Raw genomic sequence first — 24,804 nt, 5'->3', positions numbered from 1 at the left:
ATGGCCGATTACTGGCACGAGCTGAGCAACTATTGCCCGAAGCACAACCAGCGCTACATGCGCTTTCTCAGGTATTGCCCGGTCTGCATGGGCGAGGTGATGGCGAAAAACCCGCGGCTCAACATCAACCCGCCGCCAATTTCGCCGGAATACATCCCCAACAAGACCGGGTTGTTCACCAGGTCGGCGGACCGGCCGGCGCAGGCGCCGCCAAAGCCCGCGCGCCCGGTGCAGATGAGTTTATTTTAGCTGGTGGGTGACCGCCGGCTTTGAACAGGATCAAAAAATAGCGAACTTGATTTGCCAATGAACGCCGCGTTGATTCATAATCACCTCCATGACAGTCAACAGATGGGGGTGAACTATATGGGCGGATCAATCTATTTCGAGGCCGACCGGGGCCGGTGGGTGGTCTCCTGGAGGGCCGGCCAGGTCGGCAAGGCGGTGAAAATCAGGCGCTACAAGCGCGAGTTCATGGCATGCACCCACTACGACAAGGATGGCCGGCCGGACCTGCGGCGATGCAATGGCTACAAGACGGCCGTCAAACTCCGATCGCTGATCCAGGCCCGCTGGGAGCAATACCTCGACGGCAAGTGCGAGTTCCGCCTCGAGGAGTTCACCGGCGAGCTGTGGTCCGACGTGATCGAGTTCTACAAGGAGTGGATGCGCGACGATGTCATGCCGAAACGAAAACCGGCCACGATCCACTGCTACGAGAGCTATTTCCGCAACTGGATCGAACCCTTTTTCAAGGCGAATCCAATGCGTCTGCACGAGATCAAGCACGACACGCTCAACAAGCTCATGGCCACCATCGAGCTCGAGCCCAAGGGCCGGCTCAACGTGATGATGGCCGTTCGCGCCATGCTCGGCTACGCCTGGCGCTGCGAGCGCATTCCGCGCATCCCGCCCTTTCCCAGGCGCGAGCAATACGGCATCGTTCAGAGGATCCCGGAATGGCTGACGCACCAGGAGCGCGACAAGGTCCTGGCCGAGATACCGCCCGAGCACCTTCCGGTGTTCCAGTGGCTCAACATGCACTATCGCCGGCCGGGGGAGGCCTGCGCGCTGTACAAGACCGATTACGATCAGATCAACAATGCCTTCTGGATCCGGCGCACCCTGTCCAAGCGCCAGGTCGTGCAGGCCACCAAGACCTGGAAGGAGCACTACGTGCCCTGCGACAGCGATTTCACGGACATTGCCAGGCACCTGTTAAAGCAGGACACCGATAGCCCCTACCTGTTCGTCAACGCCCGGGCGCGCCGGGATCACCGGCGCTATACGCTCGAGTCGTTACGCAAGGTCTGGTACGCGGCCTGCGATGCCGCCGGAGTGAGAAGGATATGGGTCTATCGCGGATGCAAGCACACCAGCTGCACCCACTTCCTGGAGGCGGGGGGAACGATCGACGAACTGCAGATGCTGACGGGTCACGCCAGGCGCGATTCATTGCGGCATTATGCCGAAATTACCTTGGCGAGAAAACGTGAATTGATGGAGCGCAACAAACGAATGAGGCAGGGATGAAATCCCATAACGAGTCCAAAAGAAAAAAAGTGGAAAAAATGTCTTTTAATTGCTGCGGGATAGAAACCGGAAAATGGTTTCGATTCCCATGCACTTCCGCCACTTTTCTTGCTATCACTCCCAACTTTTTCAACCCCTTATAGCACATCATCCGCTTCATCACCATCTAAAATAGTGCCCCAAAAGTGCCCCAATTTGGCCCCACTGCGGGTGGCCAGAAAGCACACCGAGTTTACCGGCAGGCAACATCAAATCGACAGCATTCCTTATCATTCTTTTTCCTTGATGCATAGCCTCGTTGACGGTCGCACGAGACGGCCGCCCGAGGCTTTTTTTGTGCCCGGCCGCCGCAGGCCCCGTGCCCCTGGAAGTCACCCGGCCGCCCAAAAGCGGACCCTCCAGTCCCTTCCGGGGGGAGCAGTGCGGGTCCTTTCCGGAGGGTGCCCCCAGTTACGGTTTCAGCAGGCCCGGGTGGCTTTCGCACGCAAAAACACCATTTGGATTTGATTTTGGAATGAGGCTTTTTTGCACCATGGCTTGCGGTTTTATATGTGTTTGTTTTTTATTATTTATTTAATATGGGTGGCAAATGGGCAAGGCGCTGAGTTTATCGTACCAGCAGCGGGAAGAGATCGCCCGCAAGCTCTTCCAGGTCCGGTCGGTGCGCGGACCGGAGCTCCACGGCCTATGCCCCTATCATGAAGATTCCAATCCGTCGTTTTCGTACAACGTCGAAAAGGATGTCTTTAACTGCCTGGCCTGCGGGGTCGGCGGGGATCTGATCAAGCTGTGGTCCAAGGCGGCCGGCACCGGGAACTTGACCGACGACTTCAAGGCGTTTTGCCGGCAGTACGGCATCGCGCTCGAGGGCCGCGGCAGGCGTCAAGACGGCGACGCCCCCCTCAAGAAGAAAGCCCCCCGGTCCTCCGGGGACAAGCCGGTCGCGCCGGCCGACCTGGCCCGGGCCTGGGAGGGCATGGGGACCCGCAAGGTGCAGACCATGCTCTGGGGCGAGGCGAACGGCGATGAAGCTTTTTGAACAATCCGATATTCCATGCCGATTTGACCTATGCTTCTATTCTGTTCGATTGGGACATCAACATCTTCATAGCCGATGTTTATGGTGGGCGACGAGCCGCTTATCCGTCATGGCCTGCAATTGCTAAATAAGCATAAACTGCGGTCAACATCCAACGGGGTTTACATCCTTATCGGATACAACACGACAGAAGAAGAGGACCTGCACAGGTGCCAAATCGTGCATGATTACGGGTTGACGTCCTAATACCGTTCGATAAAAGCAAAACGGCATCAGGAGGGCGATCCTGATGCCGTTTTGCGTCCGGATTTTACGTCCGGCTTGGCTAGAACGTGGGTCGTGTAGCATAACCCACTGTATTTAAAATGGCGTCCCCAAGGGGATTCGAACCCCTGTCGCCGGCGTGAAAGGCCGTGCGAACGCGTATCCTGCCTGATTTTATTACCTTTTTTGACCGTTAAAATCCGTTTAGGGGAACCAAAAGCCGTCAAAAAAGCCGTCAACTTTGAGGGCAGATTTACGGCGTGGTTGAGCTGTTTTCATCGTTCGAGACCCATGAAAATAGCGCGTTTCACCACTCAATAAACGGCGTACCCGACACCGATCTCAAGCGCCGGCTGGATTGATTTATAAATTTAGACCGCATTTAAACGCGCTCTTATCTCATTGATTTATAGATTAAAAAAAATTTCTTAGGAAAATCGCATTACAGCCGATACACAAACTATCACGCAATAATTATGGAGGTGAAATGTGCAAATCAAAGTTTTTGATTTTAAAAAGGATTGGAAACTTGTCGAGCCCCACCTTAAAGATTCTGAGGTAAAAAAACTTCTTGATAAGGGAATGCTCCGATTCTCGAAGCGTCATGATAAATGGAAACATTTGCCACTATGGGATGCAAAGAATGGACACGGTCCATGGCAATATACGAAATTTGATACTCATGGTGAATATGCATCTGAAAAACTGATGAAAGATCCAGAGTATTCTAAATTATCTAATGATTACTTTAACAAATTAAGTAACATGGGTGTTGATCTCGATAATGCTGATTTTGACGGTGATCTTTTTCAAGATACAAAAGATAAAAAATTAAAGAAAATTAACCTACTATATCAAAAAGAATATAACCGTATTGAGTCCAAATATTACCCACAAAAAAATACTTATAGGTGGTATCAATGTTTCGGTGGTTGTTTTTATCTTGCTGAATGGCAGGAAGCGTTGGCAAGGAAGGCATTTCCAGAATATGACTGGATAACATATCAAAAACACAAAAAGAACCCTACGTTTCACGACGCTGGCCATTCAACCACGATTGGTTTTTCCCCCCAAGGAGATTGCTTGTTATTTGACGTATTACTTTTCGAGACAGAAACCACTGATGAGATACTAAAAGCAGTTGGTTTAAATCGTAGAAAGATTGAAGAAATTGCAATTCAACTTCAACTGCAACCGCATATCGCTTCGATTTATTCCTCTATTCAATCTATAGAAATAAATATCAGTAGGTTAAATCACAATGTAAGAAATTCTAAGAGAACAAATAGCATGTCAAAAATAGCAAAATGATTTTCAATTCCGAGTTCTTAGATTGGTTGTTTTTTAAGATAAGCACAGACTATTTATTGGTTTTCAATTTAGAGATCGATCTAAGCCCTTTTTTTGGCTGATTTTTAATACCCAACACTATACCCAACACGCAAACTATACCCCAAGTGAGTAGGGATTGGCATTTTCAGACCATCCATCTCACCACCCAATAAGCGGCGTAACCGGCGCCGATGCCAAAGTGAAACATGATTCAATCTGTTAGCTGGCACAGACGAAACTGAAGGGGGCTCATTGATCACAGCTGTCTATTTTCCTTTGAAACTGGGGGATCTCTTTTCCAGGAATGCCTTGAACCCTTCTTTCGAGTCGTCCGTCCTTCCTGCCCTTATCATGCCTTCCCTTTCAAGCTCTAACTGTCTTTCTAACAAACCATACATTGCATGGTTCAGATTGCCCTTTGTAATTGCATAAGAAACAGAAGGCCCCTTAGCCAGCTTTTGAGCCACAGCATAGACTTCCTCATCCAGCCGTTCGTTAGGCACCACTATGTTCACAAAACCATACTCAAGTGCCTTCTCGGCGTCAAACGGGGAATCAAGCAAAACCAACTCAGTAGCTTTGCTGAAGCCGATAAGTTGCGGCACCAAAAGAGTCCACCCCCCATCTGGGATTAAGCCAATCGAGGTATAGCCTATTTTAAATTTTACGGACGACGCGCAAATCCTCAAATCACAGGCAGCGGCAATACTGACGCCTGCGCCACCCGTCACTCCATTGATGGCCGCTATCACAGGTTTCGGCATCCTGCGAATTCCGATTATAATCAGATTAACTATTTTCAATCCTTGCCTGAGCCTGTCTGACACATTCGAAGAGTCCTTAAACAGGTTTATATCTCCTCCGGCACAAAATGCCTTTCCTGAGCCGGTAATGACTACCACTTTGGTGTCGTCGTCATCGGCGCATAGCTCTATCGCCCGTAAAAGATCGGCCTTCAGTTCGTCTGTAAGTGTGTTGAACGACCCAGGCATATTCAACTTAATTGTGGCAATATGGTTTGATGTTTCTAATTGGACATTTTCAAAATTCATTTTCTACTCCGTTACGAGCCAAGTTGCTTATTGAAATTTTTATTATTAAACAATCCCAGAAGGTTAATATGATATTGACAGATGGTTTTAATTAATTCACGGATCATATAATCGTACCTAACAACAACCGCGATTCGGAGGAATTCTTGCTTGTTTTTTGTTGACCTTCCAAGTCTGTTGCTCTGGCTGAACCGAATCGCATCTGACCAAATTACACAGATTATGGAGTAATACCTAAAGAAAACTTCCCCTCCACTTGCTCATGGAGGGGAAGTTTCAGGAGTATATCAAAGGGATTTCTCTATAAAAAAAGGCGCTCTTTTTTCTGCTGTGCTGGTGGCAGCAATATTTTGTAGATTAACCCATTAGTTATTTTTTTAATGCTGCCTGTTCTCGGTATTTATTGATAATATCGAGCTGTTTGGCGCACAATTCTGACTTTTTCCCATGCTCTTCATAAACGGGCTCAACAGCTTTTCTGAAACGCTGAAATTCATCGTCACTAAGAATAATGTTTTCAACGTTGTGAGCTTTGCAAAATTCCAGCGCTTTTTCATCCGATTCATCGTTTAACTTCTTTGAGTTGTGAAACATCTCAATACCGGCAGTATCAATGGCTTTTTGTTGCTCCGGGGTGAGTTTTTCCCATACTTTCCTGTTCATTATCAGATCGCACACACCAGGAGTAAAAAAGCCAGGAGTACTAATATAACTCGCCACTTCGTAAAATTTATAATCTTCAATAGTATACCAGGGATAAGTGGTTCCATCAACTGTGCCTCTTTGAAGTGCGGTATATATTTCGGCTGGGGGTAGATTTACAGGAGCGGCTCCGAAAGCATTGACCGTATAGCCAGCCATGCCCGCCGCCCGTATTTTTTTCCCTTTGACATCTTCCAGTTTTCTTACCGGGAATTTGGTAATTAATCCCTGAGTTCCGACGCACATTGGAGCCACATAGTGAACTTCATGTTGATCGAATGCTTGCTTTAATAAATCAAGATATCCATAGTTGAACATGATATCAAACAATTCGTTAGTATTACCCCACCCATAGGGAAGCCACACACCAGCCGCTTCTGGAATTATCCCTGAAAAATAGAGCCCCATACCAGCAAAAAAGGCATCTATCATTCCTCGCTGTACTGCAGACAGTCCCTCTTTTGCACCGACCATTTGTCCAGGCCAGAAAATTTTGATTTCCACTTCTCCATTGGTCAACAAATCGACTCTCTCGGCGAAAAATTTGAGATTCGTAGCAGTCTGGCTCAATGCTGGATATACTGTCTGTAGCTTTATGGTCGTTTTTTTAGCCGCATGCAAATGATTTACATTTGCCAACATAAAAAAAGACAATGACACTATCACGATTAGCAAACTGACCATCCAATTTTTGCGCATCACATTTTTCTCCTTTCCTTTGGTTATTGCGTTTTATTCTCTCGTATTCCGATTTTATATACAATGAAGTAGAGCTCTAACTGGCCCCACCTTCAGTCATCATACTCGGCAACCACAACGCAATCTGTGGGAAAATCATTAGTACTATCAATCCAAGCAAAAGAATGGCTATAAAAGGTGTTATCGCACGATAGATGTCCTTCATTGTGATTTCGGGCGGTGCGACTCCCTTCATATAAAATAAGTTAAATCCAAAGGGTGGGGTTAAATAACCGATTTCCATATTGACAACGAAAAGTATACCGAACCAAAGGGGATCAAATCCCAAATTAATGACAATCGGCACGAAAAGTGGTCCTAACAAAGTGACAATACCTGCTGGATCAAGGAACATACCTAAGATGAAAAAGGCCATTTGCATAAAAATGATAATCCACCACCGTGATATATCCAAATTGACCATTAACTCGAAGATGCTGTCTTGAAGTCCAGATACAGCAACAAATTTTGCAAAACACGCTGCACCGATAATGATCCACATGATCATAGCGTTTGTCTTTGTGACATCCAAAATCGCACTTTTTAAAGTGTCCCACGTCAGGCGTCGATAGATTATCACACATAAAAATGCACCAAACGCACCGATGCCGGCTGCTTCCGTAGGTGTGCATATACCAAGATAGATTGTGCCTAAGACTAACATAACCAGAAGAACCGGAAGGATAACCCCTTTTAATATCACGAGTTTTTCTTTAAAGGTAAAATTCGTTTCAACCGGAGGCCCCATGCTGGGATTAATCCAACATCTTATTAAAACATAGAGAATAAGAAAAAGCGATATCAGGATACCTGGGAGGACGCCACCCATGAAGAGTTGACCAACTGATACTTCAGCAACTCCGCCATAAATAATCATGATAATGCTAGGCGGAATAAGGATACCTAATGTGCCTCCCCCCATGATACTTCCCAAGGCCAACGACTTATCATAGCCTCTCTTTAGCATCGAAGGCAGGGCGATCAATCCCATTGTGACGGTTGCCACCGAACTGATACCAGCCATTGCCGCAAATATTGCACAAATAATAATTGTTCCGGCGGCCAACCCTCCCCTTAAATGGCCCGACCAGCGGTACATGGTTTCGTACAAGTCCTCTGCTAATCCGCTGGATTTAAGAAAATGGGCCATTAGAAGAAAAAGGGGGATGGCAATATAAGTAAAATGAGTCCCGCTTCCGAATGCGCTGGCAGCAACCATATAGAGTCCAGCTGGCCCCCACACATAAAGGGTTCCGAAAATCGCAAGTCCCGCCATTGTAAATGATATAGGAAAACCAAAAATAAGTAGTACAGCAAGGCTGGTGATGGTTATAATAGAAAGGATCCATATTTCCATTATTAATTACCTTCCCTTTTGAAATCCAATATGCGATTGACCTTAACAGATGCGCAAACGGCACTATTAAGATCAGCCCTGCTCCGCTGCATCCGTAGACATCAGGTTGTCTATATGGCCAAGTAATCTCGATATAATTTGGATGCCCATCAAGAAGCCTGCCAAAGGGACAGTGAGCCATGCTGGCCAAAGAGGCATTGCCATTACCGAATCGGACAAATGATGTCCTACAAAAGCACCCCAGGTTTCCTGCCAACCATGCCAAACCAGCAGCACACAAAATAGTAGTGCTAACGGGAATGTGCAGAAATCCACAACAGCCTGTCCCTTTGCTGATAGCCTTGGGTACAGTAGGTCAACCCGAACATGACCATCTTTCAGCAGGCAGTACCCTCCGCCCATAAGAGAAACCGCACAAAAAAGGTACTCGTTGATCTCCATGGACCAGAGCGTCGGCGCATTAAAAAAATAGCGACACGTCACCTCATAGACGACAAGTGCAGCTATTAAGAGAATCGTAAGCCCTAGTAAAAGCCCCACAATGTAATTTATTCGGTTGATTACATTTATGAGAAGTTTTAACATAAGCTCTTCCTCCGGCCTTTTTTCTAAGTGGCTACAAGTGCATGAACCGCTTTCTCAAATGAGATTTTCCGCTAATTTTTTGGTATCAGTAAGATGTTTGGAATCGCAATCCAACCATTCCTATAGGCTAACCTTTGCCTCAGCTAAGACTTCGGTTCCTATATAACGCTCCCTTTCCAGATCAGCATACTCCTTCTCGGAAAGCCCCAAGAGATCCTTAAAAACATACTCGTTATGTTCTCCGAGCCAGCAAGGCGGCATCTCCGCGCGGCTCTTTCGCGGTGTTTTGTTATATTTTCCAGTGTACCCTGTATACAGGTGAGTCCCGCACCACTTCTGGGTCTCTTCAATAAAAAAGTCACGGTCCTTCAAGTGGCCGTCCTCGAAAATATTCTTTTCCGTCGTCACTGGACCAGCAGCCACCCCATGTGCTTGCAAAATATACATAACATCATAATTTGTGCGCTTACGTGTCCATTTGCTAATTTGAGCATCAAGATCATCCTGGTTTTTAAGTCTTTCCACCAGATCGCTAAAGCGGTATTCCTTCGTCCATGGTGGATTCCCTATGGCTTTGCAAAAGCCTTTCCATTGCTCATCGTTGCCAATTGAAATAACTACCCACTGGTCGTCCCCCAAAGTCGGATAACAACCCTGCACAGCCGTATCAAGACGGTTACCTTTTGCTGAACGCACTTTTCCGTTAGCAAAATAGTCGATCCAGGGAGCTGGTAAAGCACCCATTGCAGCCTCCGCCTGTGCCACTTCAACGTGGGAACCGACCCCTGTTTTATCTCTGTCCAGCAGCGCCATCATTGCGGCCGTGGCGACCGTATGGGCCCCCATATTGTCCATGAGATATGTCTGCCTATTACTGATTAAATGCTCAGGTGCCTCGGAATACCGGCACAACCAAGCGTGACCAATTGCCCCTTCAACGTTCCTTCCAAATCCCTTCCAGTTCGTATGTGGACCACTTAGACCGAATGCAGGCGAACGAATTACAATAAGTTTTGGATTAATCTCATGAAGAAAATCCCATGTGAATCCCAACTTTGGTGCTGTGGTGGGGGTATTGTTTTCTATGAAAATATCGCTTAGTTTGATTATTTTTTTAAGTAAATCCCACCCCTTAGGTCGGGAAAAATCGAGCGTGAAGCTGTATGTATTCTGCAGGTGGCAATTGCCGAAACTGAATCGATTCCAAGGGTACTCGCCGTTTGGCCCCCACGGCTTTCGATCCACATATTGCATGATCCCCCCACCCTTGTCGTTTAACCACCTTTCCTCGTTGGGCCTGGCTTCTACACCCCGTGTCAATCCGCCGATATATTGGATTTGTTCTAACCTTAATACTTCTGCACCTAAATCGCCCAACAACATGCTTCCGAATGGACCAGTCCACGATTGTGTCAAACTCAACACCCTAATACCTTCCAAGGGAAATCTTTTCGCTTTCATCTCTTCTTTGCTGTGCCTAATCCGCAAGCACCACCTCCAACATTTTGATATAATTTCAAAGATTAGATTATTCCTTGCGCTTCCAGTGCAACCAATTCCTCAATGCTATAACCCAATTCGCCATAAATTTCCTTATTGTGTTGTCCAAGCGAAGGGGCTGGCCTCCTTATCTTCCACCATTCGGACTCTGCACGAACAAAACCGCGGGGAATTTTTACCATTTCTTTCGAAGAATATGGAACTTCCACAAAAAAATTCCGTGATTTCCAATGCTCATCAGTACAAACGTCTTCTGGTGTGCTCAACGGAGTACAAATCAAACCCTCCTTTTGAAACATCTCAGACCATTCCATCTTTGTCTTTTTTAGAAAACAATCGTGGTAAACTTTCAACACCTCAGACGATACTTCCATATTGTTAGCGTCCCATTTTGGATCATTGGCAAGGTCTGGTCGCCCCATCAAAGTAAGAAATTTTGAAAAATTCTTAGGTCCAATCGAGACAGTTACATAACCATCCTTACAGGGCAACAATGGGGGAACCGTCGAAAAGAGGCCTGCAATAGGAGTGGTGCGTCGGGTAAAATCGCCAGTATATTGATAAGTGAGCAAATTAGCCGTCCTTCGCTCACATCCGGCTAGTTGTGCTTCCATTATGGAAATGTCGATGTGGTCGCCGACACCATCATGGCGCGCTGCCATGTAGGCTCCTAAAACAGCATAACAACTCTGTAATCCTGTCTCGAATAGCAGGGCATTGGGCCCCTTGGTTAAGGGCTCCATCTCTGGAAGGCCCGTAGAGTACATCGCACCTCCCATGGCATAATGAACCAAATCCGACGCCCTAAAGTCACGATAAGGCCCTGTTTGCCCAAAATTTGTAACAGAGGCCATGATCAAACTTGGATTCAATTTCTCTATCACGTCATACGTTAGTCCTAATCGCGACGCTGTATCTGGGCAAAAACTTTCCAACAAAATGTCAGCGTCCTGTATGAGTTGACCAAAAATCTTTTTCCCAGAATCTGTTTTCAGATTAAGAGTGACACTCCTTTTGTTTGTATTGAGGTATAAAAAATAAACGCTTTTGTTGATATCTGGTAAGTCTCCGATATATGGAGGCATGTGACGGGTCAATGTCCCCCTGCCCGGCTTTTCAATCTTAATGACATCAGCCCCGTAATCTGCAAAAAGCTTGGAGCAAAATGAACCACTTATATAATTGGACAGATCAAGAACCCTGATGCCTTCGAACGGTTGCTTCCCCATACTTTGAACATCCTCCTTATCGCGCAATATGAAATTATGCGTGATTACCTGATCGGTAGACCGACAGCGCTTCATTGATACTGTAGGCAAGCAGTAACTTGATTTTTATGTGTACAAATTAACAGAAAGGCAGGGAGATGCAATAACCAAAGAATAATCTAATAATGACTATATCGTTGGATCATTCCTCAAAAGACAATAGGTGTGAACGAAGATTTGATTTTTTATTTCTCAGTCCCATTTTTTCACGAAGCCGTCGTCGATGATTGTTGACAGTCGTCTCTCCAATGCACAGCAGCTGTGCGATTTCTTTTGTAGTTTTACCGTCTTTCACGAGCGCGACTATCTCTATTTCCCTCGGTGTAAGTCCAGTCTTGCCCCGTTCCATTTTTATCAGGAAGGGTGACAAAACCTCTGAAAGGTGTAGTTCCGCTATCGATAGATAGTTTGTTTGATTGGTACTCAAACCGGTTGTCTTCAGCTTCTCTAAGTAGGGCATTACAAGGTTTTTAATGTTGCTGACAAACTTTTGCTCTATTTCATTTCTGTCCTCCTCACGATGCCTCAACAACACCTTAAGGGCCGTGTTGGCCTCCTCCAGATGCACCGTCTGTTCCTTCAACTCTTTCTGTGCATTTCGCAAATTCGTTATGTTTTGGATTGATTCAATTGCTCCGAGAACATTTCCCTCGTGATCATGTATCAGACTGGTTTCGATCTGTAACCAAAGAGGATTTCCATTATTTTCAATGAACTTTTCAGCATGCAGAAAATTTTTCCCTCTATTTATGGATAAATAGTCCTTATCAGCGGAAATATCCGGCCTTGTAATTAGGTCTATTAGGATCGGTTTTCTCTGCCCATAAAACGGAAGGGCATATTCAAAATTGCCCTTACCGATCATATCGGACGACTTGATTCCAGATAATTCTTCCATCCGCATGTTCCAAGCAATCACCTTGCCTTCTCTATCTATCGCGAATAGAGCTTGTGGCATAAAATTAACAATATCGGAAAGCTGACGTTCCGACTTTTTAAGTGCTTCCTCGGCAATAACTCTACGCGTTATCTCGGTTATAAAATTTAAAGCAGCCGGTTTTCCCTTCCATAATATCTCCACACCACTTAGTTCCATCCATTTAATGTTCCCTGATTTATCAATAATTCTGTATGGATACTTTTCAACTTGTTCCCCTTTAAGGCGTCTGTAGTAGTTACTACGGACTCTTTCGTAGTCTTCTGGATGAACAATATCCTTTATACTCTTTCTATACATCTCTTCCGGCGAATAACCGTATACGTTGGCAAAATTTTGATTTATGAATTTATATTTTTCATCTTGTATGATCATGATGGCTTCATGTGTATTTTCGAGGACTAACCTCATGTAGTCAGCTGGTAGGTCAAGGTTGCTCTGCAATGATAATTTTTTCTTTTTCAACGATGATTGCTTATTCAGCCTGTGATGTTGATTATGTTCAGGTTTATAATCCATTTTCCCGTTTTTCATTTTTGAACCCCGTTCTAAAAAATATTTCCGACACTATAAAATGTGCCTACCTACAAAACCAAGGTATTGAAAAGGGGATATTTTAAGAAATCATAATTTCCCCATTTTTCGCTGATGATCGCCAGTTCAGCAAATATTTAAAGAAATATCATATCATTAAATAGAATCGGCATCATTCAAATTCTGAGGTTTCCGTACCTTGTTAGCTTTTTCAAGGAACACGGGTTTCTGAAAGAGTTCAACGAACAAAATGCCAGATACGATGCCGATGATTTTGGGGAGCGGGGTGTTAATGCTTCTTTTGGCAGCAGTCATTAATAATTTCTCAACTTTCGGTTATCGATTGAGAGGATGAAATATGGTCTATGATATTGTTTTCATACTAATATAATTGATGAACCATACTTATTGATTTATGGTGGATTTACGAAAATTCGCAATAAATACGAAAAGAAGGGCTCAAATGGACCAAACCACCATCCCCTCTCAGTCGCAAGATTCTGTTCATTTTCAAAGCAAAAACGATGACTTCTTTGGCAGTTTTAAAATCGCGCCGCTCATGCATCGATATGGGATGGCCGACATCTCATTTATCGAGGCGCTATGTCGCATTTTGATGCTGGCCACCGATAGGCTCAGGCAGTTGGGCACTTTCTGCGAAAAGACGGCGATTGCCTTCTTCGACGCGATCATGGACGCAGCGTTGCAGTGTGTTGGCTTGTCAAAGAACAAATTGTTGACCGGTTAAAAACCTATCCCGAAAGTTGAATGATCATCTTATGGAGACTGGGGAAAATAGGATCACTGGCCAAAAAACTCCCAACCAATCCATCGAATCAAATTTCAATGTGCAGCTCGATCACCTATAGCCATAGTCTTATCTGCTATGTAAAATTGAATCATCGCGTTTAATAACAATAAGTTACCTTTCCATTCAATCGTCACACAAATTGGGGGCGGACAATAGGCACAATAGTTGCGATAGGTGACGGCTTGAGGTGCTCTTCATTTTCAGGACTTTTAATCATAAGGATTTAGGGCTGGAAAATTTTCAATAATTCAAACGCGTTGTAAATATTGCAAGCGCAAAACAAAAAGAGGAGTGTGATAGGCCGTGGACGTGATTCTGAAGCCCAAGGATTCGCAAAAGCTTTACCCAACTGACATCCTTTTCCAAAGTATTTATTGGGAGACGGTAAAGAGGCAATTGGGGTGGAAGACCTATGCGTTCGATTTGGACGGTGCAAAGTCGGGAAGAGACCTGCTCGTGTTGGCCAAATCGATTGGCCGCAACACGGTTGGTCTGTACGTCCCACAGGGACCGGAGTTCGCACCGGAGCCGGAAGATTATGGACGCTTTCTGGAATCCATGTCAGAGTCCTTGATCACTCAGATGCAGAAGGATGTTGCCTTCATTCGCTATGATCTGCCTTGGGAATCGTCATACGCACGTGAAATCGAAAAATGCCAGCGGTACGATTACCCCGACCCCAGAATTCGAGAAATACGCATGAATTTTGGCACAAGAAACTGGAAGTTGAAAAAAGCGCCGGTGGACATGACGGTTGCCCACAGCTGCATTGTAGACATTGAGGGTGATGAAGCGCACGTGCTTTCTCGAATGAAGCCCAAGACTCGATACAATATAGGACTTGCGCATCGAAAAGGTGTGCGGGTAAGTGCATTCTCGGTAGAAAAGCTGCCGATTTTTTACGACCTGTATCGCCAAACAGCGCAGCGCAACGGTTTTCAGATGAGTGAATACCGCTTTTTTGAGGCTTTATTTTCGGCCCACAAAGAACACCAGGGTAACTCTGAGATATTTTTGCTTATGGCAACCCATGGCCGCGACGTATTGGCGGGTGCCATTATCGTTATTTCCCAAAACGGAGCGCTGTTTCTTCACGGTGCTTCTGCCAATATCAAGAGAAATTACATGGGCTCTTATGCACTTCACTGGAAAGCGATTCAGTGTGCCAGAGCATATAATTGTCGAGTGTACGATATGGGCGCCGTCTCTCCCGTAGCCGATCCGCAATTCACCTTTTATGGCTTATACCTCTTCAAATCTGGATTCGGCGGCCAAATTGTGCATCACAGCGGTACCTGGGATTATCCAGTAGACGAAACCGCCTATCTTGCATTTCGGAACTGGGAAACCACCTGTGCAGAAAACTAAGAGAGCATCATGATCAGAATATTGAAAGACAGCCTACTTCAAACCTTATTGCTGACGCTGGGCAGCAGCATATGCGCATTTGCCGTCAAAGCCTTTTTGATCCCTCGAGGTTTCTTATCGGGGGGACTGACGGGAGCGGCCTTGATCTTATATTATCTTCATCCTGCGCTATCATTAACCACCATCTACCTATTGCTGAATATCCCGATTTTTTTATTGGGGTTATACTTTGTCAGCATTAGATTTTTTTTGTATTCGTTGTGGGGCATGTTGATTTATTCTGCAATGCTTTACCTGGTCGATTTTCAGATAGAAGTCCCCGATCAAATGCTTAATGCCGTGATTGCAGGCGGCATAACCGGTCTGGGCATGGCGATTATATTACGCTCCCGTGGCTCGACCGGAGGCAGCGACATCATCGGTGTCATATTTCACAAGCTCTTCTCGCTTTCGATAGGAACTGGTGCCGTGGTGATCAATATTGGCGTATTGGCAGTTTCTGCACTTCTTTTTCCCGTCGACAAGGTCTTATATTCGCTCATATACGCGATAGTTGCGATGCAGGCGACAAATGCCATCTATCATGGCATGAAAAAACGGAAGGCTGCTATCATCATTTCCAATCACTGCGATGCGATTGCAGATATTCTGACGCACAATTATCAGGTGGGCATTACAAAACTGAATGGAAAGGGTGGCTATCACGGAACCGAAAAGACGATCCTGTTTTCGGTCATCCATCGAAAGGACATAGCTTCGTTAAAAAAGATCGTATTGGAAAAGGATCCTGATGCATTCATAGCGATGATGACGGCCGGCGACGTCACCGGCTTGAGGATCGGTAATCAACCCCAATGGTAGCGCAGAGATTTGTATGGTTGCCCGACGGTTCGCCTGTCGAGCGCCGACCTTGCCTTCAGACACTGTCTCGATTGAAATGTTTGGTCGATGTAATCGCGAATCGGCGGACCCCCGTGGTGGTCTGACATTCGACGATATCACCTACCCTGCGTCCCAAAAGCGCGGCCCCGATAGCTGTCAATATTGAAACTCGGCCGAAGCCTTGCTTCATCTCGTCTGGAAACACCAAATAAAGGGCGACCTCCGTGTCGCCCTTTATTTCTTCCAACTTAATGCGCGAATGGGTGGTTACCACATTGCTCGGAATCTGGTCCGCACTGACCACTAGGCCCTGGGAAACCTCATAATACAGACGTCGAATCCTTTTCTGTTCCTCCTCCGTGAAAAGGTCGTAAAACAGCATCAACCACTCCACGCGTGCCCTGTCTTCCGCAGTAATATAGATGGGACTGTAACTCACGCGTCACCTCCAGCTGCACGTCTTTTCTTGAATGGTATTGATTGGATCGAGCCCCCTAAAGTCGAGCGGGTGCGAATATGAGCCCTGGTGGCCCGGGCGATAGTCGCACCCATATGGTCATTACACCGTTTCGGCCGTAGCCTCACCAACAGGCGCCAGTCGCATGGCTTCTTTAATTTTTCGATAGACATCCGAGAATCGGATCAGGCCGACAATTTCCCCACCGTCTCGCACAAATAGCGAACCATGGCGTCCTTCCACAAAACGGTGAAAGGCAGTGTCCATGGTATCATCTGCGTGAACCATCTGGTCGGGTTGCGGCCTATTGATGAAATCACGAATCCTGATACTGGTAGCCTTCTGCCAGAGGTCGAGCAGGGGATTATGCCAAACCCGATAGAGTTCTTTCATGGAATCCAGTGACGCCTGCACCAAATGCTTGTGGAACCCGATTTTCAGATCATTGATATAGCTGAAATTGGGTTCGAGGGCTTTGACCACATCGATCGGAGACAGTTTGCCGATGATCCTTCCCCGCTCGTCAGAAACCAGCACGATGCGTTCGGGGGCCTTGCCGGCCCTGAAGGCCAAATCCGCGCTGTCCAGGCTCTCCACCGCCTCCATAAATGTGGCGCGGCTGGAAATGCGGGGGAACTCATCGATGGGACGCATCAGTTCTCTTACTTTCATCTTTTCCATTTTCACTCTCCATGAATCGACCAAAAAATTGCGGGAAAGGCGCGAAACAAGCATTGGGCGCCGGGATGCCTTTCATGAGAGCAGTTATCATGCCATCGTAAAGGAGAGTAAAATGGGTTGATCCATCTGCGGATAGCCCCGACGGGGGGACTATGGGTGCTTGTGGGATGGACGACTACGGAGAGACACTGGAGGGTGCAGATGGGAAAAAAGCGGCCAGTGGGAGAATTTGCCCCATCTGTGCGTTGCCGGTAGTCGCTTTATCTTATCTTAGCTTATCGCGCACCGTCTTTCGGTCTATTTTTAGGATCTCGGCAGCTTTTGATTTGTTGCCATGGACGCTTTCCAATACCTGCCGAATGTACTCGGCTTCCATTTCGGCCAGGCTGCGGTCCAATCGCCAGGACGGTTCGACCCAGCTTTTCATGGCAGGCGGCAAATCTGCCACATCGATTTTCGGGCCGTCGGCCATCAACACCAGTTTCTGCACCAGGTTCTCCAGCTCCCGCACGTTGCCCGGCCATCGATATGCCTTCAAGCGGCGCAGCACCTCATCGCTGAACCGCGGCGCATCCGCCCCCATCTCTTTGGTGAACTTGGCGTGGAAGTGTTTTATCAGCAAAAAAAGATCATCGCCGCGGTCGCGCAAGGGCGGCAGGGGGATATCGATCACGTTGATGCGATAGTACAAATCTTCACGAAAAAGCCCATTGCCTATCAATTGGAGCAGATCCTTATTGGTCGCGCAGATCAAACGGGTATCCACATGAATGGCCCGGCTGGATCCCACCCTGTAAATGGTTTTTTCCTGGATGGCGCGCAACAGTTTGGCCTGCATGGCCAGGCTGGCGTCACCGATCTCGTCCAGGAATAGGGTTCCGCCATTGGCGATTTCGAAAAAACCGGTGCGGGCATTGCCGGCGCCGGTGAATGCGCCTTTGACGTAGCCAAACAACTCACTTTCGATCAGGCTTTCCGGCACTGCGGTGCAGTTGACCGACACAAATGGCTCAGTGCGGCGGGCTCCGGCGTAATGGATGGCCCGTGCCACCATCTCCTTGCCCGTGCCGCTCTCCCCGCTGATATGGACATTCGCATCGGTGAGTCCGGCCTTGCTGATCAACCGGAAAACCCTTTGCATGGGTAACGATTGGCCCACGATGCCGTAGGTTTCTGCAGGCGTAACCTTGTCGTGCGCCAATCGCTTGCGGAGCACCTTCCTTGCGATGGCACCCACTGCTTCGATCAGTTCCGAATCGGTGAAAGGTTTGGCCAGATAGTGCTCGGCGCCACTTTTGACCGCCTCGACGGCGCCCTCGATAGAGGGATACCCGGTGATCATCATGATCTCCACGGCCGGCAGGTGTTGCCTGACGTGGCGGATCAGCGCCAAACCACTGACTCTGGGCATTCTCAGATCGGTGACAATGATATCGAAGTCGGATTGGGACAACATCTGTAACGCTTGATCCACACTGGAACAGGTGTGCACGGCATAACCCTCGTCTTCCAGATTGGCCTGGATCACCTCGCGGGCATCGACCGAATCATCCACCACCAGGATGCTGAAATCTTGCGCATTAAAATCGTCCGCGCCACTCATATTCCTCCTCCATGGTCCCTAAAAAATGCCGCGCAGGATTATCCGGAAAACCTGGTACGCTGCAAACGTAAATGTATGTCTGTGTCAAGGATCGCCGCCTTTGCCGCAATCACCTCCTTCGATAGCCGGAAAAGCGATGGTAAAAACAGTACCTCGACCGAATTGACTTTGAACATCGATGGTCGCGTCATGAGCGGATAGAATACCGTGGACGACAGACAGTCCCAAGCCAGTGCCATGGTCCACATCCTTAGTGGAGAAAAACGGCAAAAAAATCTGCTCCAGGGTTTTGGTATCCATTCCGACGCCGGTATCTTGCACGATTAAGCAGGATTTGCCCTCAATACAAACGGTTTTCACCGTCAAGACGCCACCATCGGGCATGGCGTGGATCGCGTTGATCACCAAGTTGACCAATACCTGGGTGATCTGGGACGCATCCGCGGAGATGTTCGGCAAAGCGGGATCAAAATCAGCATCAAACCGAATCCCGGATCCCTCGAAGCGGGGAACAATGAATGACATTCCATCAGTCAGCAACTGATTCAAATCCACCCGCACCATGTGCTGGGGCATGGGACTGCTGAACAGCATCATTTTTTTGATGATTTCGCGGGCATGCAGGCACGACTGCACGATGCGATCCAGATAACGGGCAGCCTGCTCTGGGGTATCGATCTTTTTCAATGCCAACTGCGCAAAACCCAGAATGCCCGACAACGGCTCATTGAGCTCATGGGCCACGCCGGCCGTCAATTGCCCGATTTTGGCCAAACGATCCGCATGACGCAACTGACTTTCCAGCCGGGCCTGTTTTTCATTGGCCAGCTTTATCTCGATCATCAAGGAGACTTGGCGTGCAATGGTTTGCAGCAGGTTGGTTTCTTCCGTCAAAAAATGGCCTTGCCCATCACCATCCGCATCCTCTTTAAACTGCTTGTAAAAGACCTCGATCATTCCCTTGGGGCGCCCCTCAATCGTCAGTGTGGCGTTTATTCTGCTGGTGGTTGGACTAAAACCGTCTGTCGTGAATACTTGGTCGTCTACCCGGATGCTAGCCCCCACTCTTCCAGGATAGTGAAAGGCCGATGGCAATATGGAAACTATTGCCTGTAATACGTCTGAGAAGGACCTGTCCGAAGGGGCGATGATCTTGGCGATCTCGTATAGACAGGAGAGCTCCTTGTTGCGCTCGATCAGCTCTAACTGCTCTTCTACAACACTCCGGTCCACCATTGTCCATACTCCTTTTTCCCTTCCGCAATGGGTCCGTCCATTGGGGAAGGGCTTGCCGGTAAAAATTATGGTTTGATCCCTGTCCAGGTCACCGGCAATTTTAATTATACCGCAATGAAGTTACCCTGTTTCGCATTTGGTTTCAAATTTCATTAGCCATCGCTCCTTCAATACCTTTGAGACCGATTTCCCATTCGATTTTCAGACGATGATTTTTGATTGATATCAGATGTGCATATGGTTGGTACCCCCGGGTCATCGATGGGGTATTCCAGGCCTTACGGATTGTGTAATGTTTTCGAGCAATGCGGCATAATGAAATGATCCTCTTAAACCATTTTCCCATTATATTCTTGACCGTTAGCCCATATGGCAATACAAATCCGGAATCCTACCAATGACCATTACCCATGGAGTATCCATGAACAAACTCGAATTGATAACGAAGTTGGCAGAGGAGCAAGGACTTTCCAGGGCGCAATCCAAAAACGTGGTCAACCTGTTTTTCAACCACTTATCAGATGCACTCATCAACGGCGACCGCGTGGAGATCCGGGGGCTGTGTTCCTTCAAAGTCAAAGAGTACGATAGCTACACGGGGCGCAACCCCAAAAGCGGAGAAATTGTAACGGTCAAGCCCAAACGCCTGCCGTTTTTCAAGGTGGGAACGGAACTGAAGGAGCGGGTGGATCGGGGTGAATGAAAAATGGTAAATCAAAATTGGGTCGTCTAGTGATATGATGCCGATGATTTTGGGGAGCATCTGAGTAAATCATCTGGTTGTCCGGCCTCCCAGTAGCGCATCCAGGGCCTCGATGATCACACCTGTGACGCTGTTGCCGTGCTCATCGGCATATTTCTGCGCTCTTTCGATCAGCCGGCAAGGAAGGTTTATAACGATTTGCTCGGTATCGTCTGAACATTTGCTCGATTCAGGTTTACTGAGCATGTGGGTCCTTCCTGTTGCAATTTTTATATGAAGAGAATCACACGCGGACCAAATTCTGCCATGCCTCACTGATTAAAGCCATTGGCTTCAGGCTGTATATGCCAGTGGTTGCATAATGCCGTCATTGTTGCTCTCAACATACCCAGGGCGACACCGACCGAATCCCGGTACTGATTGATGTTTGCGCAATTGAGAAACTTGTTTGCAAACAACAATAAGGTGCAACAATTGCCCTCAGCATCTCTTCAATCGGAAGGGCAATAAGGTGCCTGAAGTCTCATAATGGGACTCGGACCGCCTTCCGCCAAGTCCGAAAATCTTTTAAAATCGTCTTGAGAATTAAGTTTGGGCTAATTCGGGCCAGCAGCCAGAAGAATTTCGCTAAAAAGGTGACAGGGATAATGGCTTTGTCCTTTGCAACCCCGGTCAATATAAGCTTGGCGCATTTTTCGGGGGAGATTCCAAACCGTTCCCATTTTGCATTAGCCGCCAGCCATTTCGTCACATCCACTCCAATCATTGGAGAAACATCGAAAATATCGGTTTTAATGAAACCAGGGCATACCACGCTTACTTTGATTCCAAGATCATGACCTTCGACCCACATGGCCTGTGAAAGCCCCATCACGCCAAACTTGCTTGTCACATAGGGAGATGCCAGGGGAAATGGTATCAGCCCTTCAACCGAGCTCATGTTCACAATGTGGCCAAAACCCTGTTTTTCCATTATTTTGTAGGCGATCAAAGATCCATATATCACCCCGTAGAGGTTTACATCCAGCACTTGTTTCCAATGTTCAACCTCACTTACATGACATTCAGCACAGATGCCAACACCGGCATTGTTGAAAATATAATCTAATCGTCCCTCGCGTGCTGCCGTGTCTTCAATGCACTTTTTAAAGGCATCATAGTCTGTCGAGCTAAATGTCACTGCCGAACACCTGCCATAGGTATCGCATATTTTTTTCACTGTTTTTTTCAATTTGTTGTCGTTGATATCGGTAGCGATCACTATGGCGTCATGCTTGCAGAGTTCTTCACATAAACCTTTTCCGATACCACCCGCCCCTCCTGTCACGATAGCCACTTTGTCTTTAAAAATACTCATCATGGTGCTCTAATCCTTCAAGGGGCCTGCCTGTTCGCGCAGATATTTGCTTTGGTGTTTCAAAATCCAGCCTCAAATCACAAAAGAGTTCGGCATCTTCCGGTCGGAAAATCCTTTTCAATAAGCGGATTTCCACACCCGAATCGGTTGCTGGAAATCCATTCGGGAGTGTATTAAGGACATGTGCGAGTTCAATATGTTTTTATTCATTCATGGTTTGGCTCCTATTTTATCGTCAGACTAAATTCTTGCTGACAACTGGGTAGCATTTTATCTTCCAGGTGCCTGTTGGTCGATTACCCCCATTGCCTCCTCTATTGTCAGCCAGGTTGAAAATTCATAACTAAAGCCTTCAATATCCCAATATTCTTTCATAAAATTGACCCAATAGGAAGACGCACCATCATATTTTCCAGGATTGATCAGATACGCCGCCAAGACCTTAACGCCCTTTTTGTCGACCCTAACAACATTGTCCAGCAACGTAGTAAAAAGACCTTCTGGCTGCGGATATTTTTCTATGGCCCTGAACCATGCAGCCACGACTTCTGTGTTTTTGTTTAATGGGTATTGGATATCAATCGCTAAAACAGTCATAGAGTCCTCCTTATTATTTGCCGGGTTTTGAAGATTCTTTCTGAAAAATATACTCTTAAGACCGCTACCGTAATACAGTTTCAAATCAATGCGGAATAACGATCTACACCCTGCCTCCAAGAGACGATCAGTTCCCTGAAGGCTTAATCAGGTAATTTGAGTCGCTCCAACTTTACGTAGGGACCGATAAATTGAATTGAAAGGGCGCGCCAAACCTTTGAGGCACCAAAACAGGTATCCTGTGGCAGTTGTCCGGCCATATTCGACTCCGGAAAGCCAAGGTTATGGAACTGTTCAATGAAAGGTGGGATTAAAGGAACTATTTGGACAATGCTTGTTATGGGATATTATGTCAAGCTGTTTTGAAAATGCCGCCCCGTGATTCAAAACCGGAGGACACGCCGCCAGAACTTCGTTGATGATTTTAGGACGGAGGGTGTTAATGCCTCTTTCGGCAGCAGTCATCAATAATTTGCAAAAAATCATCAAGATTAAACGGTTTATTCATAAAGGCCGCTGCACCGAGCCTGCAGGCGATTGGCCTGACTTCTTCAGATTGGTATCCAGTCATGACGACAACTGGGGGACCATCACAACATTTTACAAGGTTTGTAAATTCCAAACCATTTAAGCCGGGTTGATTGATCCCGGTAACGATACAGTCAAAACCCTTCCATTGCCAGTCCGACAGCCAAATGACATCCTCGGCGCCCAGAGCGACGGCCACTTCATAACCGTTGGTTTCCAGCCATTCTTTTAGTACATCACGAATGGCCTGCTCGTCATCGACTATGAGAATACGATACTTGTTCACCTCAACAGCCTCAGCAATCTTTCAATCTTCCACACTGCCTTGCACTTCCTTAATCAACCCATCCTCCAGTCGATACTCGTCCATCACCTCGATCAGCACGCCGTGGGCGTATTCCGGATGTATCCAGACAAGTTGTAGCTTCGGGTTGCTGCCGTCCTTGAGAAAATTATCACCGTGCAGCTGCACCCCCTGCTCTTTGAGTTCTCGAAAGGTATCCTCAAGATGGCCCGTGGTAAAAGCAATGTGGTGCACGCCCTCTCCATGTTTAGCCAACCGCCGCGCGATAGCCGAATCGGCATTTACCGGCTGCAGCAATTGGATATCGCAGGCCTCTCCGATTGCGGGAAAGAAGGCCGTCAGATAGTGGTCATTACCCATGCGCCCTTCCTGCTTGACGACTTTCTCCGCGAGCATCTGCGGCGCCACCGCCTTTAAGATGCGTGTATAGTGCTCAATGGCCGTATCGATATCCTTTACCAATATGCAGACGTGCGCGAACCGGTGTTTTGTTCCTTTGGGCATATGTTTTATCCTCTCGATTTTTTTAAACCAATCTTCTCGAACATGTAATTTTTCGGGAGCTCGGGGCACAGGCCATGGCTGAAATCAACTTCAGCATTTTCTTGATCGATGTGAAATTAGAATTGGATGATGCCGCGTTGAAGACCAACCGCTACGGCCTGCGCGCGATTCATGACGTTGAGCTTCTGTTTTATGTTGTTTGCATGGTAATCGACCACCCGCTTGCTGCACTTTAAAATAACGGACATCTCCCAGGAGCTTTTACCCTCCCTTATCCACCTGAGGACCTCAATTTCTCTTTGGGTTAGACTTTGGATGGGCTTTATCGTGGTGTCGAAAGCCCTTTTGAAGGCCTCCGCGTAAAAAGGGATGATATAGGATAAAACGGCTTGGGACCGGATGTCAGCATCCGCTTTTGGGCCGCCCAGGAAAAAGACGGTGCTGGTCATCGTGGACGGGTCGATGATGCCATGGGTCCACCCATCCCGCATATTGTAGTCAATTGCCCGCACCGAGGCAGCATAGTCAAACCCATAGTCTCGGTTCAAACTCCCCCAGTTCACCGGTGACAGGTGGTTCAAAAATTCACACAAAACGGCATCGGTCAGTTGGAACTTCTTTTCCAAGTAAAGATCCATGTAGCCGCCCGGATAACTCACATCCAGATACTCTATCCGCGCGTCAGGATCGAGGAAGGCATCGGGGATTTTGGCTTGGGCACAGACCGCGTTTTCGAATCCAATGAGGCCTTTCAAATCCAGTACAAGCCTGCTCAATTGGTCTTTGGTCTGACATTTAAGAGACTGATGACTCAGCATCATCAGTTCGGTACGATCGCAGGAGGACAGGTGTTCCAGCAGATCACTTCGCATCATCTTTACCCCTTCCTCGTTTGAAGTGGGCAGATCAATGTGAGGCCGCCATAAGATCGA

At 47.2% G+C, this 24,804-nt stretch carries 25 protein-coding genes; 8 read left to right on the top strand and 17 right to left on the bottom strand.

The features are described from left to right. From DFT_RS09490 to DFT_RS09475, 4 genes are all read left to right on the top strand, one after another. Positions 1 to 249: a hypothetical protein gene (locus tag DFT_RS09490; protein ID WP_054030963.1), complete on the top strand. Its 249-nt coding sequence runs from the start codon at positions 1 to 3 to the stop codon at positions 247 to 249. 117 nt (positions 250 to 366) lie between these two features. Then, a complete protein-coding gene (locus DFT_RS09485; protein WP_161807119.1) occupies positions 367 to 1,533 on the top strand; it encodes a tyrosine-type recombinase/integrase in 1,167 nt (388 codons plus the stop codon). Between the two features lie 589 nt (positions 1,534 to 2,122). Beyond that, complete coding sequence (locus tag DFT_RS09480; RefSeq protein WP_054030961.1) at positions 2,123 to 2,572, top strand: CHC2 zinc finger domain-containing protein; 450 nt, start codon at positions 2,123 to 2,125, stop codon at positions 2,570 to 2,572. Between the two features lie 753 nt (positions 2,573 to 3,325). Further along, positions 3,326 to 4,147: a hypothetical protein gene (locus DFT_RS09475; RefSeq protein WP_054030960.1), complete on the top strand. Its 822-nt coding sequence runs from the start codon at positions 3,326 to 3,328 to the stop codon at positions 4,145 to 4,147. A 287-nt stretch (positions 4,148 to 4,434) separates the two neighbouring features. On the opposite strand, the gene DFT_RS09470 is transcribed toward DFT_RS09475, so the two are convergent. The 7 genes from DFT_RS09470 to DFT_RS09440 form a co-directional block, all read right to left on the bottom strand. After that, complete coding sequence (locus tag DFT_RS09470; RefSeq protein WP_054030959.1) at positions 4,435 to 5,220, bottom strand: enoyl-CoA hydratase/isomerase family protein; 786 nt, start codon at positions 5,218 to 5,220, stop codon at positions 4,435 to 4,437. 369 nt (positions 5,221 to 5,589) lie between these two features. Further along, positions 5,590 to 6,621, bottom strand: coding sequence for a TRAP transporter substrate-binding protein (locus DFT_RS09465; protein ID WP_054030958.1), 1,032 nt, complete (start codon positions 6,619 to 6,621; stop codon positions 5,590 to 5,592). 76 nt (positions 6,622 to 6,697) lie between these two features. Then, positions 6,698 to 8,017, bottom strand: a complete 1,320-nt coding sequence (locus tag DFT_RS09460) for a TRAP transporter large permease (protein ID WP_054030957.1) — start codon at positions 8,015 to 8,017, stop codon at positions 6,698 to 6,700. 72 nt (positions 8,018 to 8,089) lie between these two features. Beyond that, positions 8,090 to 8,602 (bottom strand): TRAP transporter small permease subunit, encoded by a 513-nt coding sequence (locus tag DFT_RS09455; RefSeq protein WP_054030956.1) that lies wholly within the window; start codon positions 8,600 to 8,602, stop codon positions 8,090 to 8,092. Positions 8,603 to 8,722: 120 nt separating this feature from the next. Then, entirely contained in the window at positions 8,723 to 10,063 is a 1,341-nt protein-coding gene (locus DFT_RS09450; protein ID WP_054030955.1) for a CaiB/BaiF CoA transferase family protein, read from the bottom strand. Between the two features lie 62 nt (positions 10,064 to 10,125). Further along, positions 10,126 to 11,331: a CaiB/BaiF CoA transferase family protein gene (locus tag DFT_RS09445; protein WP_054030954.1), complete on the bottom strand. Its 1,206-nt coding sequence runs from the start codon at positions 11,329 to 11,331 to the stop codon at positions 10,126 to 10,128. 181 nt (positions 11,332 to 11,512) lie between these two features. Continuing rightward, on the bottom strand, positions 11,513 to 12,841 hold the full coding sequence (locus DFT_RS09440; protein ID WP_054030953.1) for a PAS domain S-box protein: 1,329 nt from the start codon (positions 12,839 to 12,841) through the stop codon (positions 11,513 to 11,515). 463 nt (positions 12,842 to 13,304) lie between these two features. Between DFT_RS09440 and DFT_RS09435 the strand changes: the two genes are divergently transcribed. The 3 genes from DFT_RS09435 (at position 13,305) to DFT_RS09425 (ending at position 15,881) form a co-directional block, all read left to right on the top strand. Beyond that, complete coding sequence (locus DFT_RS09435; protein ID WP_054030952.1) at positions 13,305 to 13,589, top strand: hypothetical protein; 285 nt, start codon at positions 13,305 to 13,307, stop codon at positions 13,587 to 13,589. A gap of 366 nt (positions 13,590 to 13,955) precedes the next feature. Beyond that, positions 13,956 to 15,020 carry a lipid II:glycine glycyltransferase FemX gene (locus tag DFT_RS09430; protein ID WP_054030951.1) on the top strand — a complete coding sequence of 355 codons (1,065 nt, stop codon included), beginning with the start codon at positions 13,956 to 13,958 and terminating at the stop codon, positions 15,018 to 15,020. 9 nt (positions 15,021 to 15,029) lie between these two features. Further along, on the top strand, positions 15,030 to 15,881 hold the full coding sequence (locus tag DFT_RS09425; RefSeq protein WP_054030950.1) for a YitT family protein: 852 nt from the start codon (positions 15,030 to 15,032) through the stop codon (positions 15,879 to 15,881). Positions 15,882 to 15,936: 55 nt separating this feature from the next. Here DFT_RS09425 and DFT_RS09420 read toward each other — a convergent pair whose 3' ends face one another. From DFT_RS09420 to DFT_RS09405, 4 genes are all read right to left on the bottom strand, one after another. Next, positions 15,937 to 16,341, bottom strand: a complete 405-nt coding sequence (locus DFT_RS09420) for a GreA/GreB family elongation factor (protein ID WP_054030949.1) — start codon at positions 16,339 to 16,341, stop codon at positions 15,937 to 15,939. Between the two features lie 120 nt (positions 16,342 to 16,461). Then, entirely contained in the window at positions 16,462 to 17,040 is a 579-nt protein-coding gene (locus DFT_RS09415; RefSeq protein ID WP_054030948.1) for a CBS domain-containing protein, read from the bottom strand. Positions 17,041 to 17,305: 265 nt separating this feature from the next. Next, positions 17,306 to 18,643, bottom strand: a complete 1,338-nt coding sequence (locus DFT_RS09410; RefSeq protein ID WP_054030947.1) for a sigma-54-dependent transcriptional regulator — start codon at positions 18,641 to 18,643, stop codon at positions 17,306 to 17,308. 84 nt (positions 18,644 to 18,727) lie between these two features. Continuing rightward, entirely contained in the window at positions 18,728 to 19,879 is a 1,152-nt protein-coding gene (locus DFT_RS09405) for a sensor histidine kinase (protein WP_083453411.1), read from the bottom strand. Between the two features lie 421 nt (positions 19,880 to 20,300). Between DFT_RS09405 and DFT_RS09400 the strand changes: the two genes are divergently transcribed. Beyond that, the gene (locus DFT_RS09400; RefSeq protein ID WP_054030945.1) at positions 20,301 to 20,582 is read left to right on the top strand and encodes an HU family DNA-binding protein; all 282 of its coding nucleotides are present in this window, start codon (positions 20,301 to 20,303) and stop codon (positions 20,580 to 20,582) included. 69 nt (positions 20,583 to 20,651) lie between these two features. On the opposite strand, the gene DFT_RS26495 is transcribed toward DFT_RS09400, so the two are convergent. From DFT_RS26495 to DFT_RS09375, 6 genes are all read right to left on the bottom strand, one after another. After that, a complete protein-coding gene (locus DFT_RS26495) occupies positions 20,652 to 20,828 on the bottom strand; it encodes a hypothetical protein (RefSeq protein ID WP_200907047.1) in 177 nt (58 codons plus the stop codon). Positions 20,829 to 21,105: 277 nt separating this feature from the next. Beyond that, positions 21,106 to 21,942, bottom strand: a complete 837-nt coding sequence (locus DFT_RS09395) for an SDR family NAD(P)-dependent oxidoreductase (RefSeq protein WP_054030944.1) — start codon at positions 21,940 to 21,942, stop codon at positions 21,106 to 21,108. Positions 21,943 to 22,209: 267 nt separating this feature from the next. Then, a complete protein-coding gene (locus tag DFT_RS09390; protein WP_054030943.1) occupies positions 22,210 to 22,536 on the bottom strand; it encodes a hypothetical protein in 327 nt (108 codons plus the stop codon). Positions 22,537 to 22,975: 439 nt separating this feature from the next. Further along, positions 22,976 to 23,350, bottom strand: a complete 375-nt coding sequence (locus tag DFT_RS09385; protein ID WP_054030942.1) for a response regulator — start codon at positions 23,348 to 23,350, stop codon at positions 22,976 to 22,978. A gap of 21 nt (positions 23,351 to 23,371) precedes the next feature. Further along, positions 23,372 to 23,872 carry a VOC family protein gene (locus DFT_RS09380; protein WP_054030941.1) on the bottom strand — a complete coding sequence of 167 codons (501 nt, stop codon included), beginning with the start codon at positions 23,870 to 23,872 and terminating at the stop codon, positions 23,372 to 23,374. A 116-nt stretch (positions 23,873 to 23,988) separates the two neighbouring features. Then, on the bottom strand, positions 23,989 to 24,747 hold the full coding sequence (locus DFT_RS09375) for a helix-turn-helix transcriptional regulator (RefSeq protein WP_054030940.1): 759 nt from the start codon (positions 24,745 to 24,747) through the stop codon (positions 23,989 to 23,991). Positions 24,748 to 24,804 lie beyond the last annotated feature (57 nt).

The sequence above is a fragment of the Desulfatitalea tepidiphila genome (assembly GCF_001293685.1).
GTDB classification, from domain to species: Bacteria; Desulfobacterota; Desulfobacteria; order Desulfobacterales; family Desulfosarcinaceae; genus Desulfatitalea; species Desulfatitalea tepidiphila.
This window is presented reverse-complemented; position numbering and strand designations above follow the sequence as displayed.